General features: G+C 70.5%; 11 protein-coding genes. 8 read left to right on the top strand and 3 right to left on the bottom strand.

What is annotated here, in order from left to right; genetic code table 11:
- Positions 1-253 precede the first annotated feature (253 nt).
- The 5 genes from ABT053_RS17425 to ABT053_RS17405 all read left to right on the top strand — a co-directional run bounded on the left by ABT053_RS17425 (position 254) and on the right by ABT053_RS17405 (position 8,341).
- Entirely contained in the window at positions 254-1,207 is a 954-nt protein-coding gene (locus tag ABT053_RS17425; protein WP_350970057.1) for a sporulation protein, read from the top strand.
- Between the two features lie 475 nt (positions 1,208-1,682).
- On the top strand, positions 1,683-2,303 hold the full coding sequence (locus ABT053_RS17420) for an L-threonylcarbamoyladenylate synthase (protein WP_350970056.1): 621 nt from the start codon (positions 1,683-1,685) through the stop codon (positions 2,301-2,303).
- Between the two features lie 459 nt (positions 2,304-2,762).
- Positions 2,763-3,794 (top strand): LacI family DNA-binding transcriptional regulator, encoded by a 1,032-nt coding sequence (locus tag ABT053_RS17415; protein ID WP_350970055.1) that lies wholly within the window; start codon positions 2,763-2,765, stop codon positions 3,792-3,794.
- A 689-nt stretch (positions 3,795-4,483) separates the two neighbouring features.
- A complete protein-coding gene (locus ABT053_RS17410; protein ID WP_350970054.1) occupies positions 4,484-5,935 on the top strand; it encodes a glycoside hydrolase family 43 protein in 1,452 nt (483 codons plus the stop codon).
- Between the two features lie 378 nt (positions 5,936-6,313).
- A complete protein-coding gene (locus ABT053_RS17405; protein WP_350970309.1) occupies positions 6,314-8,341 on the top strand; it encodes a PQQ-dependent sugar dehydrogenase in 2,028 nt (675 codons plus the stop codon).
- A 183-nt stretch (positions 8,342-8,524) separates the two neighbouring features.
- Here the strand turns inward: ABT053_RS17405 and ABT053_RS17400 are convergent, their stop codons facing one another.
- Positions 8,525-9,619: a LacI family DNA-binding transcriptional regulator gene (locus tag ABT053_RS17400; protein WP_350970053.1), complete on the bottom strand. Its 1,095-nt coding sequence runs from the start codon at positions 9,617-9,619 to the stop codon at positions 8,525-8,527.
- A 205-nt stretch (positions 9,620-9,824) separates the two neighbouring features.
- On the opposite strand from ABT053_RS17400, the gene ABT053_RS17395 reads away from it, so the two are divergent.
- The 3 genes from ABT053_RS17395 to ABT053_RS17385 are packed head-to-tail and all read left to right on the top strand — an operon-like array spanning position 9,825 to position 13,118.
- Positions 9,825-10,727, top strand: coding sequence for a carbohydrate ABC transporter permease (locus ABT053_RS17395; protein ID WP_350970052.1), 903 nt, complete (start codon positions 9,825-9,827; stop codon positions 10,725-10,727).
- A 2-nt stretch (positions 10,728-10,729) separates the two neighbouring features.
- Entirely contained in the window at positions 10,730-11,725 is a 996-nt protein-coding gene (locus ABT053_RS17390; protein ID WP_350970051.1) for a carbohydrate ABC transporter permease, read from the top strand.
- 49 nt (positions 11,726-11,774) lie between these two features.
- Entirely contained in the window at positions 11,775-13,118 is a 1,344-nt protein-coding gene (locus ABT053_RS17385; protein WP_350970050.1) for an ABC transporter substrate-binding protein, read from the top strand.
- A 193-nt stretch (positions 13,119-13,311) separates the two neighbouring features.
- On the opposite strand, the gene ABT053_RS17380 is transcribed toward ABT053_RS17385, so the two are convergent.
- Positions 13,312-15,369 (bottom strand): beta-galactosidase, encoded by a 2,058-nt coding sequence (locus tag ABT053_RS17380; RefSeq protein WP_350970049.1) that lies wholly within the window; start codon positions 15,367-15,369, stop codon positions 13,312-13,314.
- Between the two features lie 205 nt (positions 15,370-15,574).
- Positions 15,575-16,450: a bile acid:sodium symporter family protein gene (locus ABT053_RS17375; RefSeq protein ID WP_350970048.1), complete on the bottom strand. Its 876-nt coding sequence runs from the start codon at positions 16,448-16,450 to the stop codon at positions 15,575-15,577.
- Positions 16,451-16,658 lie beyond the last annotated feature (208 nt).

Genomic DNA, 16,658 nt, shown 5'->3' with positions numbered 1-16,658 from the left:
TGGCTGCTCAACACCTACGACCTGCTGCTGGCGATCTGACCGGTTCCTCGGCGACGCCTCCCGGGGACAGTGGAGTAAAACGGGCACGTTGGGCATGCCCGCCATACGCCCGTAAAACCATGCGCTCATGCCGCGCACCAGGTGAGACGCGCTTTTTTACCTGCCGATCCGGTATGGAGCGTCGGGAACCCTCGCCGTGCAGTGATCGTTTTCCTCTCGATCACCACACGTCACACGAACAAGAGGGGTAACCGTGATCTTCAAACGGATGCTGGGGGCTTTCGGGGTCGGAGCTCCCTCGGTGGACACCGTGCTGGCCGCGCCGCGGGCGCGGCCAGGTGAGCTGTTGCGGGGCGAGGTGCGTGTCAAGGGCGGCGACTTCGACGCCGACATCGAGTACATCGCCCTCGGCCTGGTCACCAGGATGGAATCTGAGCACGGCGAGGGTGAGCAGACCGGTCTGGTGGAGTTCTTCCGCACGCAGGTCAGCGGGCCGTTCCGGCTGCGCAGCGGCGAGGACAAGATGGTGCCGTTCCAGTTCCCCGTCCCGTGGGAGACTCCGGTCACCGAGGTGATGGGCCAGCGCCTGCGCGGCATGGTCATGGGAGTGCGCACCGAGCTGGCGATCGCCGCGGCCGTCGACAAGGGCGACATGGACCCGATCGAGATCGCGCCGCTCGCCTCCCAGCAGGCGGTGCTGGACGCCTTCGTGCGGCTCGGCTTCCAGTTCAAGAGCGCCGACCTGGAGCACGGCCACCTCTACGGCGTCAGCCAGCAGCTGCCGTTCTACCAGGAGATCGAGTTCTACCCGCCCGCCCAGTACTCCGGGCGGATCAACGAGGTGGAGCTCACCTTCGTCGCCAGTCCCGCGGGCCTGGACATCATCGCGGAGGCCGACAAGCGCAGCGGCCGCTACGGCTCCGGCACCGACGCCTTCGGCCGCTGGCAGACCAGCCACGACCAGGCCCCGCACCGCGACTGGGCCTCCGAGATCAACACCTGGCTCGCCGCCCTTTCCCAGTACGGCTCCGGCGGCCACGACCCCTACGCCCACCAGGGCGGCCACTACGGCGGTCATCACGGTGGCCACCACGGCGGCCACGGCGGGCCCGGCTGGGGCGGCGTCGCCGCGGGTGTGGCCGGTGGCTTCGTCGCCGCCGAGGTCGTCGAAGAGATCTTCGAGGGCGACGAGGGCGAGGACGAGTAGTGAGATCGGGTGGGATCGGGGCGAGACCGGGATGAGACCGGCGCGCTGATCCCACCCCGGCCACGACGGTGTCGGCCCGGCCCCGCACGCATCGCGGGGCGGGCCGTCACCGCGCTACCGCCAAGCTCGGCTCACCACCGCTTCGGTGATCGAGGTGTCACCGGAGCCCGCCGTCACCCCGGTCGTCGCGCTGCCGCCGAACTCACCACCGCTTCGGTCATCGGAGTGTCGCCGGAGCCCGCCATCGCCTCGGTCGTCGTGCTGCCGCCGAGCCCGCCACCGCTTCGGTCGTCCAGGTTTCACCGAGCCCGCCATTGTCTCGGCGGAGGCTCCGCCTCGTCCGGCACCCGCCGCCCGTCCCCGAGAGTCGCGTGTCACGTCGAACCCCGAGGACCGCGTCCCAAGGACCGCGTGTCTCGTCGGGCCCTGAGAGCCGTGTGTCACGCGGGGCGGTAATCGCTTCTAAGCTCAGGGTGTGGCGAAATACCTTGATGTGCATCCGGACAGTCCCCAGCCCCGGCTGATCGGCCAGGTGGTCGATCTCCTGCGTGCGGACGGACTGATCGCGTACCCGACGGACTCGGGCTACGCGCTGGGGTGCCGGATGGGCAACAAGGAGGGGATCGACCGGATCAGGGAGATCCGTAACCTCGGCAGTGATCACCACTTCACCCTGGTCTGCAGAGATTTCGCGCAGTTCGGCCAGTTCGTGCACGTGAGCAATGCGCTGTTCCGCTCGATCAAGGCGGCGACCCCCGGCGGCTACACGTTCATCCTGCCCGCGACCAAGGAGGTGCCGCGGCGGTTGCTGCACCCCCGGAAGAAGACGGTCGGCGTCCGGATCCCCGATCACGTCGTCACGCAGGCGCTGCTCGCCGAACTCGGCGAACCGCTGGTGTCGAGCACCCTGCTGCTGCCCGACGAGGCCGAGCCCCTGACGCAGGGCTGGGAGATCAAGGAGAGGCTCGACCACGTGGTGGACGCCGTCATCGACTCCGGCGAGTGCGGTGCCGTCCCGACAACGGTCGTCGACCTCTCGCAGGACGAGCCCGAGATCCTCCGCCGGGGCACCGGAGACCCGTCCCTCTTCGAGTGACATCCGCTCCGTCCTGAGGGACGGGGATTCCGGCCTGCCGCACGTGCGGCTCCCGGAGGTTCACTGCTTCCGGCCGGTTCACCGATGTGCTCGACGACGCGGAGGCGCGGGGGCGCGTCGGCCACGTCACGACGGCGGGCGAAAGGTCGCCGCCGTGGTGTCCGCGCACGTTGCCGAGCCCGCTGAGCGGACGCGAGACGAACACCGATCGCCGAAGTACGCTCGGGCCTGGGCGGTCCTCCCGCGCGGGTTCTCACCCCGGCCTGAAGGTCCGGAGCATCGGCCCGTGTTTCGGTGGCGAGCCGTGGGAGATTTCGGTGGCGAGCCGTGGGGACAGGCAGGGACGGTCACGCGTCGGCGAGACCGTTCCGGCGGCCTGACCCGGGCACGAACGGTGCCCGCCGAAACGGAGCGGACTCATAACTCCTGTAGCGTTGTCGCACAGGGGGTGAGCTGCCTTTGAAGGCGAAATCGAACGACGGCCGGTCGCGCTCCAGACCGGCGGTGCTGGAAGACGTCGCCGCGCTCGCCGGGGTGTCGGCGATGACCGTTTCCCGGGCGCTCAACGCGCCCGAGAGGGTGCACACCGATACCCGGGCGCGCGTGCTGGCCGCGGTGCAGGAGCTGGACTACCGGCCCAACGCCGCCGCCCGCCAGCTCGCCACGGGACGGTCCGGGGTGCTGGGCGTGGTCAGCATCGACACCACCCTGTACGGCCCGGCCTCGACCCTCTACAGCATCGAGCGCGCCGCCAGGCTCAACGACTACTCCGTGAGCATCGCGAGCCTGAGCACGCTCAACCGCCGCTCGATCGAGGAGAGCCTCCGCCAGCTGCGGTCCCAGTCGGTGGACGGCGTCATCATCGTCGCGCCGCACGAGTCGGCGGCCGACGGCCTGCGCCACCTGTCGTCGGAGATCCCCGTGGTCGCGGTCGACGCCGGGGCCGGTCTCTCCGTTCCCGTCGTCATGGTCGACCAGCGGGCGGGAGCGGCGCGGGCGACCAGGCACCTGCTCAGCCTCGGCCACAGGACGGTGTGGCACGTGGCGGGCCCGGCCAGCTGGATCGACGCCAACGGCCGGGTTGAGGGCTGGCGCGAGGTGCTGGAGGCCGGAGGGCATCGGGTGCCCGAGATGCTGCGCGGCGACTGGAGCTCGCGCTCCGGCTACCAGCTCGGCCACCGCCTGGCACAGGATCCCGAGGTCACGGCCATCTTCGTGGGCAACGACCAGATGGCCCTGGGTGTGCTGCGAGCGCTGCGCGAGGCCGGGCGGCGCGTTCCCGAGGACGTCAGCGTGGTGGGTTTCGACGATGTGCCGGAGTCCGCCTACTTCTGGCCCCCGCTCACGACGGTCCGGCAGGATTTCGAGGAGGTCGGCAGCCACGCCTTCCACGTGCTGCTCGACCAGATGGCGGGCAGGCCGAGCCAGCCCCGGCGGCTGGTGGAGCCCGAGCTCATCGTGCGGGAGAGCACCGGGGCCGCGCCGAGGTGATCGGCCGCCTCGGCTCGGCGCGGCAGGCGCGAGCGCCGGATCGGCCAGGCCGGGCACCAGCCGCCACTGCCGGCCGACTGTCGAATCCATTGGACGGTGAGAACCGGGTCGCGTCCATGTTTCTCACGCGTCTCGCAGAATGTTAACGCTCACAGCAAGGTTGTCATACCCGGATTGCCGGGTGGGGGCGGTCCATGCCGTGCCGTAAATCCTGTAAAGCGCCGCTGAACTGCTATTTGTTGAAGGCTCGCGCACTCTCGGGCTCGTCGGTGCCGGTCACTCGCCAACTGGGCGTCATGGAGGTGTTGACCGGCGAGATGTTAGCGATCACACTGATGTCACGCCGATGTAACCTCCATTCGGCCGGGGTTGCGTGCCGCGTGTTTCGGCGCGAGGGCGATCACATATTGCTGCAACGGGCGAATTTCCGCGACGCGTGTTGTTAGCGCTAACACATGCGGTCCGGTAGGTGGGACGAAGTGTGACGCGCTCGCGCGCCCACCTCCGAAGTGACACCACTCCCGAATCCCGAAGCGACACCCACTCCCGAAACGGTGCCGACTCCCGAAACGGTGCCCAGTCCTCAACCGGTGTGCCCGATCCCTGAACCGGTGCCCGATCCCTGAACCGGTGCCGACTCCCAAGCGATGCCAGCTCCCGAAGCGTGCCCGCTCCCGAAGGAGAAACGCATGTCGAAAGCCCTGTCCCGGGTGGGCGCGGTGTTCGCCGCCTGCCTGATGTTCACGTCGTGGACGCTCGCCGTCCCGAAGAAGGCTGCCGCCCTCGAACCGTTCACCGGCTACCTGATGGCGCACTTCACCGGGGAGTCGGCGAACGGCGAGCAGATCTACCTCGCCCACAGCGACGACGGGCTGCGCTGGACCGACCTGAACAACGGCGCGCCGGTCCTGCGCTCCACGGTCGGCACGCGAGGGGTCCGCGACCCCGCCCTCGTCCGCTCTCCCGCCGGTGACCGCTACTGGATCGTCGCGACGGACCTGCGCATCGCGAGCGGCACCTCGTGGAACGACGCCGCGAACCGGGGCAGCACCTCGCTCGTCGTGTGGGAGTCGGCCGACCTGGTGAACTGGTCGGCCCCGCGGTTGATCGACGTCGCGGGAGGCATCCCCGGCGCGGGCAACGCCTGGGCGCCCGAGGCGATCTACAACCCCGCGACCGGCGACTACGTCCTGTACTGGGCGACGAACTCGCTCCGCGACGGCGTGACCAAGCACCGCATCTGGTACGTGCGCACCAGCGACTTCCGCGGCTTCACCGCGCCGCAGCCGTACATCGAGCGCGGCGGCGGCCAGGGCCTGATCGACACGCAGATCGTCGACGTGCCCGGAGGCGTCGGCGGCTACCGGTACTACCGGGCCTCGGCGGACGGCCACATCACGATCGAGGCGAGCAACTCGATCCTGGGCTCCTGGACGACCCTCGGGAACCTGTCGCACCTGGGGATCTCCAACGGCACGGGCGGCGGCAACGTCGTGGAGGGCCCGATGTGGGCGCAGTTCAACGGCCGCGACGAGTGGGCCCTGTGGCTGGACCAGTACGCCACCGGCCGGGGCTACATGCCCATCACCTCCACCAACCTGGGCAGCACGCGCAACTTCCGGACGCGCTCCGACTACGGCATGGGCGCCGGTCGCAAGCGCCACGGCTCCATCCTCAACCTGACCGCCGCGGAGGAGAACCGCGTCCTCGGCCGCTGGGGCGCCACCGTGCCGATCAGCCGCGTCCAGTCGTACAACAACCAGACCCGGTACGTGCGGCACGCGAACCTCGACGTGCGCATCGACGCGAACGTCAGCCCCGCCCAGGACGCGCAGTTCCGGCTGGTGCCCGGCCTGGCGAACGGGAACGGCTACGTGTCCTTCGCGTCGGTGAACTACCCCGGGTACTACCTGCGGCACTACGGGTTCGACTTCGTCCTCGCGCCCGACGACGGCACCGCCACCTTCGCGGCGGACGCCACGTTCCGCCAGGTGGCCGGGCTCGCCAGTTCGTCGTGGACGTCCTTCCAGTCGTACAACTACCCCGACCGCTACATCCGGCACTACGACTACCTGCTCCGGCTCGACCCGATCACCGACGCGCAGGGCCGCGGCGACGCCACCTTCCGCGTGACGACGTGACCTCCAGCGCGTGACGACGTGACCTCCGGCGCGTGACGACGTGACCTCCGGCGGGACCGGGCCGCCCGCCGGGCATGGGGACCGCCCTCGCCGGTGACGCGAACAGCGCGTCACCGGCGAGGCCGGGCCGGAGGAGATCGCTCGCCCGGCCCGCGCCGGAGCGCCTCTCCGGGAGAGAGGGGCCGGGAACGGTTTCCCGCTGATCTTTTCGGACAGAAGGTGTCAGCACGACGCACTCAAACCGGTCAGCATTGCGACATAGGCTGACGATCAGCTCACCTCGGAAACCCGCGGACGATCCCCCCTTGGAGAAAACCGGTGCGAACACCCCCCTCGACCAACCGCCGACGGTCATGGCCACGTGCGCTGGTGGCAGCGATGGCCGCCATGGCCACCGCGCTCACCATGACGGTGGCGGGCGCGGCGCCCGCCTCGGCGGCGCCGTCGACCGTGGTCGGCGTGGCCTCCGGCCGCTGCCTCGACGTGATCGGCAACAGCACGGCCTCCGGAACCGGCGTCAACATCTACGACTGCAACGGGCAGGCCAACCAGTCCTGGAACCTCACCGCGGCCGGTGAGCTCCGGGTGTACGGCGACACGAGGTGCCTGGACGTGGTCGGCCAGGACACCACCGCCCCGGCCGCGCTGCAGATCTACACCTGCACCGGCGGGGCCAACCAGCGCTGGAGGATCAACTCCGACGGCACCATCGTCGGCGTGCAGTCGGGCCTGTGCCTGGACGTGAACGGCGAGGGCACCGCGAACAGCACCCTGGTGGGGCTGTGGACCTGCACCGGGCGCGGCAACCAGAAGTGGACGACGTCCACCGGGAGCGCCGACACCCAGCCCCCGACGGTGCCGGGCGGCCCGAGGGTGAGCAACCTGACGTGCGACTCGGTGACGTTCGCGTGGAACGCCTCGACGGACAACGTGGGGGTGGCCTTCTACGACATCTACCACGACGGCCAGCAGATGAAGACGGTGAGCGGCACCACGCTGTCCACCGCCCTTACCGTGGTCCCCGGCGCGACCTGGGGCCTGTACGTCAACGCGCGCGACGCCGCGGGCAACGTCTCCCAGGCGAGCACCACGGTGACGATCACCCCGCCGCAGTGCCAGGCCGACACCCAGGCGCCGAGCGCGCCGACGCAGCTCACCGCCTCCGCGTCCGGGACCACGGTGACGCTGAGGTGGACCGCCTCGACCGACAACGTCGGGGTCCGGGCCTACGACGTCTACCGAGGCGGCGCGAAGGTCGGCGCGGTCAACGGCACCCCGCCGGCCACCACCTTCGTCGACAGCGGGCTGGCGGGCAGCACGAGCTACCAGTACTACGTGGTGGCCCGTGACGGGCAGGCCAACGTCTCGGCGCGCAGCAACACCGCGACGGCGACCACCGGCGCGGCGTGCGGCAACCCGGTGTGCACGGTGACGCAGGTCGCGACCGACACCGACATCCCGTGGGGCCTGGTCACGCTTCCCGACGGCACGATCCTCTACAGCCGCCGCGACGCCGACGACATCATCCGCCTCAACCCCGCCACCGGGGCGAAGACGACCGTGGGCACCGTGCCGAACGTGGCCGGCACCGACGGCGAGGGCGGCCTCATGGGCCTGGAGATCTCGCCCACCTTCAACAGTGACCGCTGGGTGTACGTCATGCACACCTCGCCGACCGACAACCGGGTCGTGCGGATCAAGCTGGAGAACGACAGGCTCAACACCTCCACCTCCCAGGTCCTGCTCAGCGGGATCCTGCGCAACAAGTACCACGACGGCGGCCGCCTGCGGTTCGGCCCGGACGGCAAGCTGTACGTCGCCACCGGTGACGCGCAGAACGGTGATTACGCCCAGAACACCTCCAACCTGAGCGGCAAGATCCTGCGGATCAACCCGGACGGCAGCGTGCCGTCGGACAACCCGTTCGGCAACCAGGTGTGGAGCTACGGCCACCGCAACCCGCAGGGACTGGCCTTCGACTCCCAGGGGCGGCTGTGGCAGCAGGAGTTCGGCAACAGCGTGATGGACGAGACCAACCTCATCACCAGGGGCGGCAACTACGGCTGGCCGGCGTGTGAGGGCACCAGCGGCGCCTGCGGCACCGCCGGGTTCGTCGCCCCCAAGCGCACCTACCCCACCGCCGCCGGTTCCTGCTCGGGCATCGCCATCGTGCGCGACGTGGTCTACGTGGCCTGCCTGCGCGGCACCCGGATGTACCGCTCGCCGATCAGCGGCAGCGGCCTGCCCAGCGTGCAGGAGTACTTCAACGGCACCTACGGCCGGCTGCGCACCGTGGAGCCCGCCCCGGACGGCGGTCTGTGGCTGACCACCTCCAACACCGGTGACAAGGACAGCACGCCGAACAACAGCAACGAGAGGATCCTGCGCGTCACGCTCGGCGGCTAGCTGGATGAGTCGGTGAGGTGAGGACGCCCGGCGGTCCCCGGAGACGATTCCGGGACCGCCGGGCGTCCTCGTTCCGGCCCCGCTTCCGGCCCCGCTTCCAGCCCCGCGCGGGGTCGGCACTCCTCGTTCGCCCCGGTCCACCCGGTCCACGTTCGACGCGAGGGCCGCCGCGCCGGGCCCGGTTCACCCGCCGGGGGCGGCCGTGCTGTTCCGTACCACCAGGCGGGTCGGGACGAGGTCGGTGCCGGGCAGGGAGGTCTGGTTCTCGCGGATCTGGACCAGGACCCGCTGCACGCACCTCCTGCCCACCTCCGCGAAGTCCTGGTGGACGGTCGTCAGGGGCGGGATGAAGAAGGCGGAGTCGGGGATGTCGTCGAAGCCGACCACGCTGATCTCGTCGGGGACCACCCGGCCGCGTTCGTGCAGGGCGCGCAGCAGCCCGAGGGCCATCTGGTCGTTGGCGACGAACACCGCCGTGCAGTCCGGCTCGTCCGCGAGCGCGAGACCGGCGGCGTAGCCGGACTCGGCCGACCAGTCGCCGGGCAGGGGCGGCGGCACCGGACGCCCGGCCTCCTCGAGTGTGGTGCGCCAGGCCTGGGCGCGGCGCTGGGCCGCGTAGGACGTCCGCGGTCCCGTCACGTGCCAGACGGTCCGGTGTCCCAGGTCGAGCAGGTGGTGGACGGCCCGCCGGGCCCCGTCGGCCTGGTCGGTGTCGACGACGCTGTAGCGGTCGCCGGCGTCGGAGTCGACGACGATGACGACGTGCACCCCGGGGGGCAGGGTCACGGTGCCCGCGTCGAGCAGGTGTATCTCGATGATGACGATGACCGCGTCCACGGCGAGCTCGCCCATCCGGGTGAACGCGCCCAGCACGTTGTCCTGGGTCGGCACGTCGACGGGGATCAGCGTGATGGCGTACCCTTCGGCGGCGGCGTGGGTGGCGATCGCCTCCACGGTGCGGCTGTTGCCGGTGGAGGCGAGGCTGAAGAGGATGACGCCGATGGTGTTGAACTGGCCGTACCGCAGCGCGCGGGCCGCGCTGTTGGGCCGGTAGCCCAGCTCGCGCATCGCCGCGAGCACGTGCTCGCGGGTCGAGTCGACCACTCCCGGGTGGCCGTTCGAGACCCGGGAGACGGTCTGGGACGAGACGCCCGCCAGCGTGGCGACGTCGGCCATGGAGACGCGCTGCTTGCGGCGCCCGCCGGGCACGCCCGACCCGCCGCGTTGCGCGCCGCCGCCGTGGGTCGTTCCCGGCTGCTGCCGGCCACCGCCGTTCATCGTTTTCGCCCTTCGGGTGTCTTCGGACGGCCGTCGGGCGCCGGGGAAACCTTGACGGCCTGTGTGACCGGTGTCACGATACCGCACGGACGTTTACGTAATCATTACTGATGGATTACCACTTATCACCCTGTGTTGGTTCTCGTCGGGCTTTCTGCTGGGCGTGATGTTTACGTAAACATTGCACGAGGGCGGGAGGGAACCGGTGGTCGCAGCCCCGCGGGTGAGCCGGAGGGTGGCCCGGGGGAGAAGGTCGTGGGCGGGGTGGCGGTTCGTCGGGCCGTTCCTCGCGGTGTTCGCGCTCGTCTTCCTCGCGCCGGTCGCGTACTCGATCCATCTGAGCCTGTTCCGCACCCGGCTGATCGGCGGGACGACCTTCGCCGGCGCGGACAACTATCTCGCGGCGCTGGCCGACCCGCAGTTCTGGTCCGCCTTCGGCAACGTGACGCTCTTCCTGGTCGTGCAGGTCCCGATCATGTTGTTCCTGTCGCTCCTGGTGGCCCTCGCGATCGACAGCGGCCGGCTGTACGGGGCGAGCTTCTTCCGCGTCGCGGTGTTCCTGCCCTACGCCGTGCCCGCGGTGGTCGCGACGCTGATGTGGGGCTTCATGTACGGGAACCGGTTCGGGCTCGTCGGCAACCTGAACGAGACGTTCGGGCTGTCGCTGCCGGACCCGCTGTCGGCCGAGCTGATCCTCGCCTCGATCGGCAACATCGTGACCTGGGAGTTCGTCGGCTACAACATGCTGATCCTGTACTCCGCCCTCCGCGTGGTCAATTCGTCGCTATACGAGGCCGCCGAGATCGACGGGGCGAGCCAGGTCCGGATCGTCTACGCGATCAAGCTCCCCGCGCTGCGCGGGGCGCTGCTGATCGCGACGATCTTCTCGATCATCGGCAGTTTCCAGCTCTTCAACGAGCCCAGCATCCTCAAGACCCTGGCGCCGAACGCGATCACCACCTACCTGACGCCGAACCTCTACGCCTACTCGCTGTCCTTCGACGGCCAGCGGTTCGACTACTCGGCGACCGTCGCCATCGTGATGGGCGTGATCACGATGATCATCGCCTACGTCGTCCAGCTCCGCGGCATGCGGAAGGAGGGCTGACCGTGACCGCCACCCCCGCGACCGGCCGCAAGCCCCGCACGCGGACCTCCTCCGGCCCGCTGGTGATCCGGCGCGGACGCCGCCGCCCCGGACGGGGTTCCGGACGGGGTTCCGGACGGGGCTCCGGACAGGGTTCTGGACAGGGTTCCGGGCGACGGGTCCGGCGCAGCGCCACGCTCACCGCCCTGACCTCGGTCATGCTGGTCTACGCGCTGCTCCCGCTGGTCTGGCTGCTGGTCAACGCGACCAAGACGCAGGAGGGGCTGTTCGCCTCGTTCGGCCTGTGGTTCGCCGACGACTTCGCGCTGTTCCGCAACATCGCCGCCACCTTCACCTACGACGGCGGCATCTTCACCCGCTGGCTGCTCAACACCCTGCTCTACGTGGTCGCGGGCGCGGGCGGCGCGACGGTGCTGGCCACGGTCGCCGGGTACGGGCTGGCGAAGTTCGACTTCCCCGGCAAGAGGGCCGTCTTCGCCGTCGTCATCGGCGCGGTCGCGGTGCCCGGCACCGCGCTGGCCGTCCCGACGTTCCTGATGTTCTCCGGCCTGGGCCTGACCAACACCCCGTGGGCGATCATCATCCCGTCGCTGGTCTCGCCGTTCGGCCTCTACCTCATGTGGACGTTCGCCGCCGACGCCGTCCCCGACGAGATCCTGGAGTCGGCGCGGGTGGACGGGGCGCGGGAGTTCCAGGCGTTCCTGCGCATCGGCCTGCCGCTGCTGGCGCCCGGGATCGTCACCGTCCTGCTGTTCACGGTCGTCGCGACGTGGAACAACTACTTCCTGCCGCTGATCATGCTGAAGGACCCGGACTGGTATCCGCTCACTCTCGGCCTCAAGAACTGGAACGCCCAGGCGTCGACCATCGGCGGCGAGGCGATCTTCAACCTCGTGATCACCGGTTCGCTGCTCACCATCGTCCCGCTGATCGCGGCGTTCCTGCTGCTCCAGCGGTACTGGCAGTCGGGCCTGGCCGCCGGAAGCGTCAAGGAGTGACCGAGGCCGCGCCCGACCGTCCCCAGGTACGACCACGAAAGGGGCCTCCATGACGACAACCCGCCGCCGTACCCTCCTGCTGGGCGCCGTACTGTCGGTGTCGCTGACGATCACCGCCTGCGCGCCCTCCTCCGGTGGCGGCTCCGGGGCGGCGGCTCCCCGGAGCGTGTCCGCCACGGACCTCCAGGCCGCGCTGGACGCCGGTGGCAGCATCACGATCTGGGCCTGGGAGCCGACCCTGAAGCAGGTGGTCGCCGATTTCCAGGCCAAGCATCCGAAGGTGAAGGTGAACCTGGTCAACGCCGGCACCGGCAACGACCACTACACCGCCCTGCAGAACGTGATCAAGGCCGGGTCGGGCATCCCCGACATCGCGCAGATCGAGTACTTCGCCCTGCCGCAGTTCGTGCTCGCCAAGTCGGTCGCCGACCTGAAGGGCTTCGGCGCGGACGAGCTGGAGGGCACCTTCACCCCCGGCCCCTGGAACGCCGTCCGCTCCGGCGGCGGGATCTACGGCATGCCGATGGACTCCGGGCCGATGGCCCTGTTCTACAACAAGGAGGTCTTCGACAGGCACGAGATCGAGGTCCCGGCCACCTGGGAGGAGTACATCGAGGCGGCGAGGAAACTGCACGCCGCCGACCCCAAGGCGTACATCACCAGCGACACCGGCGACCCCGGGTTCGCCACCAGCATGATCTGGCAGGCCGGCGGCAGGCCGTACAAGGTGGAGGGCTCCACGGTGAGCGTCGACTTCGGCGACGCCGGCACGCGGAGGTTCACCACGGCCTGGCAGCGGCTCGTCAGCGACAAGCTCGTCGCGCCGATCAACGGGTGGACCGACGCCTGGTACAAGGGCCTGGGTGACGGCACCATCGCCACGCTCGTGATCGGCGCGTGGATGCCCGCCAACCTGGAGACCGGGGTCAAGGCCGGGTTCGGCAAGTGGCGGGTCGCCCCCATGCCGCAGTGGGAGGCCGGCGGCAGGGCCACCTCGGAGAGCGGCGGCAGCTCGCTCGCCATCCCCGAGGCCAGCCCCGGCAAGGCGCTCGCCTACGCCTTCCTCAAGTACGCCGGCGTCGACGAGGGGGTGCGGACCCGGCTGGATGCCGGCGCGTTCCCCGCGACCACCGCTGAGCTGGCCTCCAAGACCTTCCAGGACAAGAAGTTCCCCTACTTCGGCGGCCAGCCGGTCAACCGGATCCTCGCCGAGTCGGCGGGCCAGGTCGTCCCAGGCTGGTCCTACCTGCCCTACCAGGTCTACGCCAACAGGATCTTCAACGACACCGCGGGCAAGGCCTACGTCAGCGGCGTCACCCTGCAGGACGGCCTCAAGGCGTGGCAGGACGCCTCCATCAAGTACGGCAGGGAGCAGGGCTTCAGCGTCCGGTGACCCCGCTGGCCTCTCGTCCCGCCGCCCGTCGGGGGTGGCGGCGGGACTCACCCTCGCGCCGAAGGAGGTCCCCGGTTTCCCGCGCCCGGTTTCCCGCGCCCGGTTTCCCGCGCCCGGTTTCCCGCGCCCGGTCTCCCGCGCCCGGTCTCCCGCGTACGGCGGAACCGTGCGCGGGAGGCCCGGCGCGCCGGTGTCAGGGGGTGGGCGGGGGTTCGTGCGCGCGGCGCAGGACGCACACCTGGCGAGGGGCGAGGGTGAGGTCCGCGGCCAGGCAGGGGGCCTGGAGGACCTCGCCCGCGACGCCGTCCACGGTGACGCTCTCGTCGGTGCGGTTGACGAGGAACCAGTAGTCGGCGTCGTCACCGGCGCGGATCGTGAGCTCCACCGCTCCGGCGACGGCGTCCGGGAGCTCGCCGCGCACCCCGGCCGTCGCCAGGAACCGCGAGAGCACCGGGCCCAGCCCCTCGGGGCCGAGCCTGGTCGAGACGTAGGACGCCGAGCCGGTCCCGGTCCTGCGGGTGGTGACGGCGGGCCGGCCCGCGTGCTCGCCCGAGGTGTAGCGGGCGACGACCTCGACGTCCGGCCCGGTGACGTCGATCCGGTCGCTCCACAGCGTGCCGGAGACGCCGAGGTCGAGGTCCACCCGGTCGCCGTCCAGCAGCGGCCCGAACTCCTCGATCCGGATGCCGAGCAGCTCGCGCAGCGCGCCGGGGTAGCCGCCGAGCCACACGTGGTCGTGCTCGTCCACGATGCCGGAGAAGTAGGTGGTGACGAGATGGCCGCCACCGGCCGCGTACGCGCCCAGGCGGTCGGCGAGCCCCCGCGGGACGACGTGCAGGATCGGGGCGACGAGCAGGTCGTAGTGCGAGAACGCGTCGGCGGAGGGGACGACGTCGACCCGCACCCCGGCCGCGGCGAACGCCGAGTACCAGTCCAGCGCCTCCTGCCGGTACCGCAGCCGTGAGGTGGGGTGGGAGTCCAGCTCGCTCGCCCACCAGGAGTCCCAGTCGAACACGATCGCGGCCCGGGCGCGGCGGCGGCGCGTCCCCGCGACCGGCGCGAGCCTCTCCAGGGTCGCGCCGAGGTCCACGACCGAACGGAAGACCTCGCTGTCCGTCCCGGCGTGCGGCACCATCGCCGAGTGGTACTTCTCGGCCCCGCCCGCCGACTGCCGCCACTGGAAGAAACACACCGCGTCCGCCCCGTACGCCACGTGGGTGAGCGAGTCTCGGGCCAGGGCGCCGGGCTTCTTGGCGGTGTTGACCGGCTGCCAGTTCACCGCGCCGGTGGAGTGCTCCATCAGGAACCAGGGCTCGCCCCCGGCGAGCCGGCCGGTCAGGTTGGCCGAGAACGACAGCTCGTCGCGCGCCTGCGGGCCGGTCATCAGGTAGTGGTCGTTGGAGACGAAGTCGACCTCGCGCGCCCAGCCGGCGTAGTCCATCCCCTTGGTCTCGCCCATCACCATGAAGTTGGTGGTGACCGGGATCCCGGGCGTCAGCTCGGCCAGCACGTCGCGTTCGGCCCGCAGATAGTCCTTCAGGGCGTCGGAGGAGAACCGCTTGAAGTCGAGCTGCTGGGTGGGGTTGGGGTAGGAGGTGGCCAGGCGCGGGGGCAGGATCTCCGCCCAGTCGCCGTAGGCCTGGGACCAGAACGCCGTCGCCCACGCCCGGTTCAGCTCCTCCACCGTGCCGTACCGGTCGCGCAACCAGGCGCGGAACGCCGTGGCGGCGTCCTCGGAGAAGTCGTGGACGTTGTGGCAGCCGAGCTCGTTGGAGACGTGCCACGCGGCGAGCGCCGGATGGCTCCCGTACCGCCCCGCCATGGCCCGCACCAGGCGCAGGGCGTGCTCGCGGAAGACCGGCGACGTGGGACGCCAGTGCTGGCGCGCGCCCGGCCACAGCGTGCGGCCCTCATGGTCGACGGGGAGGATCTCCGGGTGCCCGGCGGTGAGCCACGGCGGCGGGGACGCGGTGGCGGTCGCCAGGTCCACGGCGACGCCGTTCGCGTGCAGGAGGTCCATCACCTCGTCCAGCCAGTCGAAGGTCCACCGGTCGGCGCGCGGCTGGAGCCGGGCCCACGAGAAGATCGCGAGCGAGACGATGTTCACCCCGGCCCGGCGCATCGCCCGGACGTCCTCCCGCCACACCTCCCGGGGCCACTGCTCGGGGTTGTAGTCCGCGCCGAAGGCGAACCGGCGCCGCGAGGTCTCCGAGGGCCAGCGAAGCCAGCGCGGTCCGTGATCAGCTGTCACTGCCACTCCTGCCTGTCGTCACAGGGGGATCGTCGACCCTATGTTTACGTAAACATAGGGTATCCCAGCCCCGGTCCCCCGGCCCGGAAACCGGGGGCGGCAGGTGGTGGAACGGATGCCGCGCGTGCCGTGGCCCGGCCGGTCCGCCGCGAGGGGGCACCGTGGCCGGGCGGCCGCGCTCCGGTGACCGGTGCGCGCCGCCGCGTCAGGGGCGGGCCTCGTCGTAGGGGACCTGGGCGGTACGGGACCTGAGGAGGAATCCGGCCGCGGCGGCGGTGAAGAACATCAGCACGCCGTAGGTGGCGGCGGGGATCGCCATCTGGGTGTTGTTCAGCAGTGTGAGCGCGACCGCGATGGACAGCGTGGCGTTGTGGATGCCGATCTCCATGCAGGAGGCGACGGCCTGGCCGCGCCCGATCCCGGCCAGGCGCGGCACCCAGTAGCCGATCGCCAGGCTGAGCACGCTGAACACCAGCGTGATCGCGCCGACCGAGCGGATGTAGCCGCCGAGGTTGTCCAGCTCCTGCAGCAGGGCGCCGACGATCACCGCGACCAGGATGACGGCGGAGGCGATCTTCACGGGCGTGTTCATCCGGTCGGCGAACCTCGGCAGCCACGCCCGGACCGCCATGCCGACCGCGACGGGGACGAGCACGATCGCGACCACCTGGACGGTCTTGTCGAACTGCAGGCCCAGCGTGGCCGAGTCGGCGGCGAAGTAGTCCAGCGACAGGTTGGTGACCAGCGGCAGCGTGACGACGGCCAGCACGGAGTTGATCGCGGTGAGCGTCACGTTGAGCGCGACGTCGCCGCCGAACAGGTGGCTGTAGAGGTTGGCCGTGGTCCCGCCGGGGGAGGCGGCCAGGAGCATCATGCCCACGGCGAGCGCGGGCGGCAGGCCGAAGGCGAGCACCAGGCCGAAGCAGATCGCGGGCAGCAGCAGGATCTGGCAGGCGAGCGCGACCAGGGTGGCCCTGGGATAGGCGACGACGCGACGGAAGTCGGCGATCGTCAGGCCCAGGCCGAGGCCGAACATGATGACCGCGAGGGCGATGGGCAGGAAGACACCGGCAAGAGCCATGGGGGGTGTGTCCTCTTTCTTCTTTTCTTCGGACGGTTCTTCTTCGGACGGGTTCTCTGCGGACGGTTCTCTTCGGATGGTTCTCTTCGGACGGTTTTTCTTGGGCTGTTTTCCTAGGGCTGTTTTCCTCGGGCGGGCGGTGGGGGCGGGGTCGGCGTGGAGGGGGCCGGTCGTCACCGGCGACGCCGGTGCCGCGTCCGTGACGCCG

It is taken from the genome of Streptosporangium sp. NPDC002524 (assembly GCF_040295985.1).
Lineage (GTDB): Bacteria > Actinomycetota > Actinomycetes > Streptosporangiales > Streptosporangiaceae > Streptosporangium.
This window is presented reverse-complemented; position numbering and strand designations above follow the sequence as displayed.

Bases quoted from the DNA above. Each gene is read 5' to 3' on its own strand.
- ABT053_RS17410 (WP_350970054.1), top strand. From the start codon at position 4,484: ATGTCGAAAGCCCTGTCCCGGGTGGGCGCGGTGTTCGCCGCCTGCCTG.
- ABT053_RS17405 (WP_350970309.1), top strand. From the start codon at position 6,314: ATGGCCGCCATGGCCACCGCGCTCACCATGACGGTGGCGGGCGCGGCG.
- ABT053_RS17400 (WP_350970053.1), bottom strand. From the start codon at position 9,619: ATGAACGGCGGTGGCCGGCAGCAGCCGGGAACGACCCACGGCGGCGGC.
- ABT053_RS17385 (WP_350970050.1), top strand. From the start codon at position 11,775: ATGACGACAACCCGCCGCCGTACCCTCCTGCTGGGCGCCGTACTGTCG.
- ABT053_RS17375 (WP_350970048.1), bottom strand. From the start codon at position 16,450: ATGGCTCTTGCCGGTGTCTTCCTGCCCATCGCCCTCGCGGTCATCATG.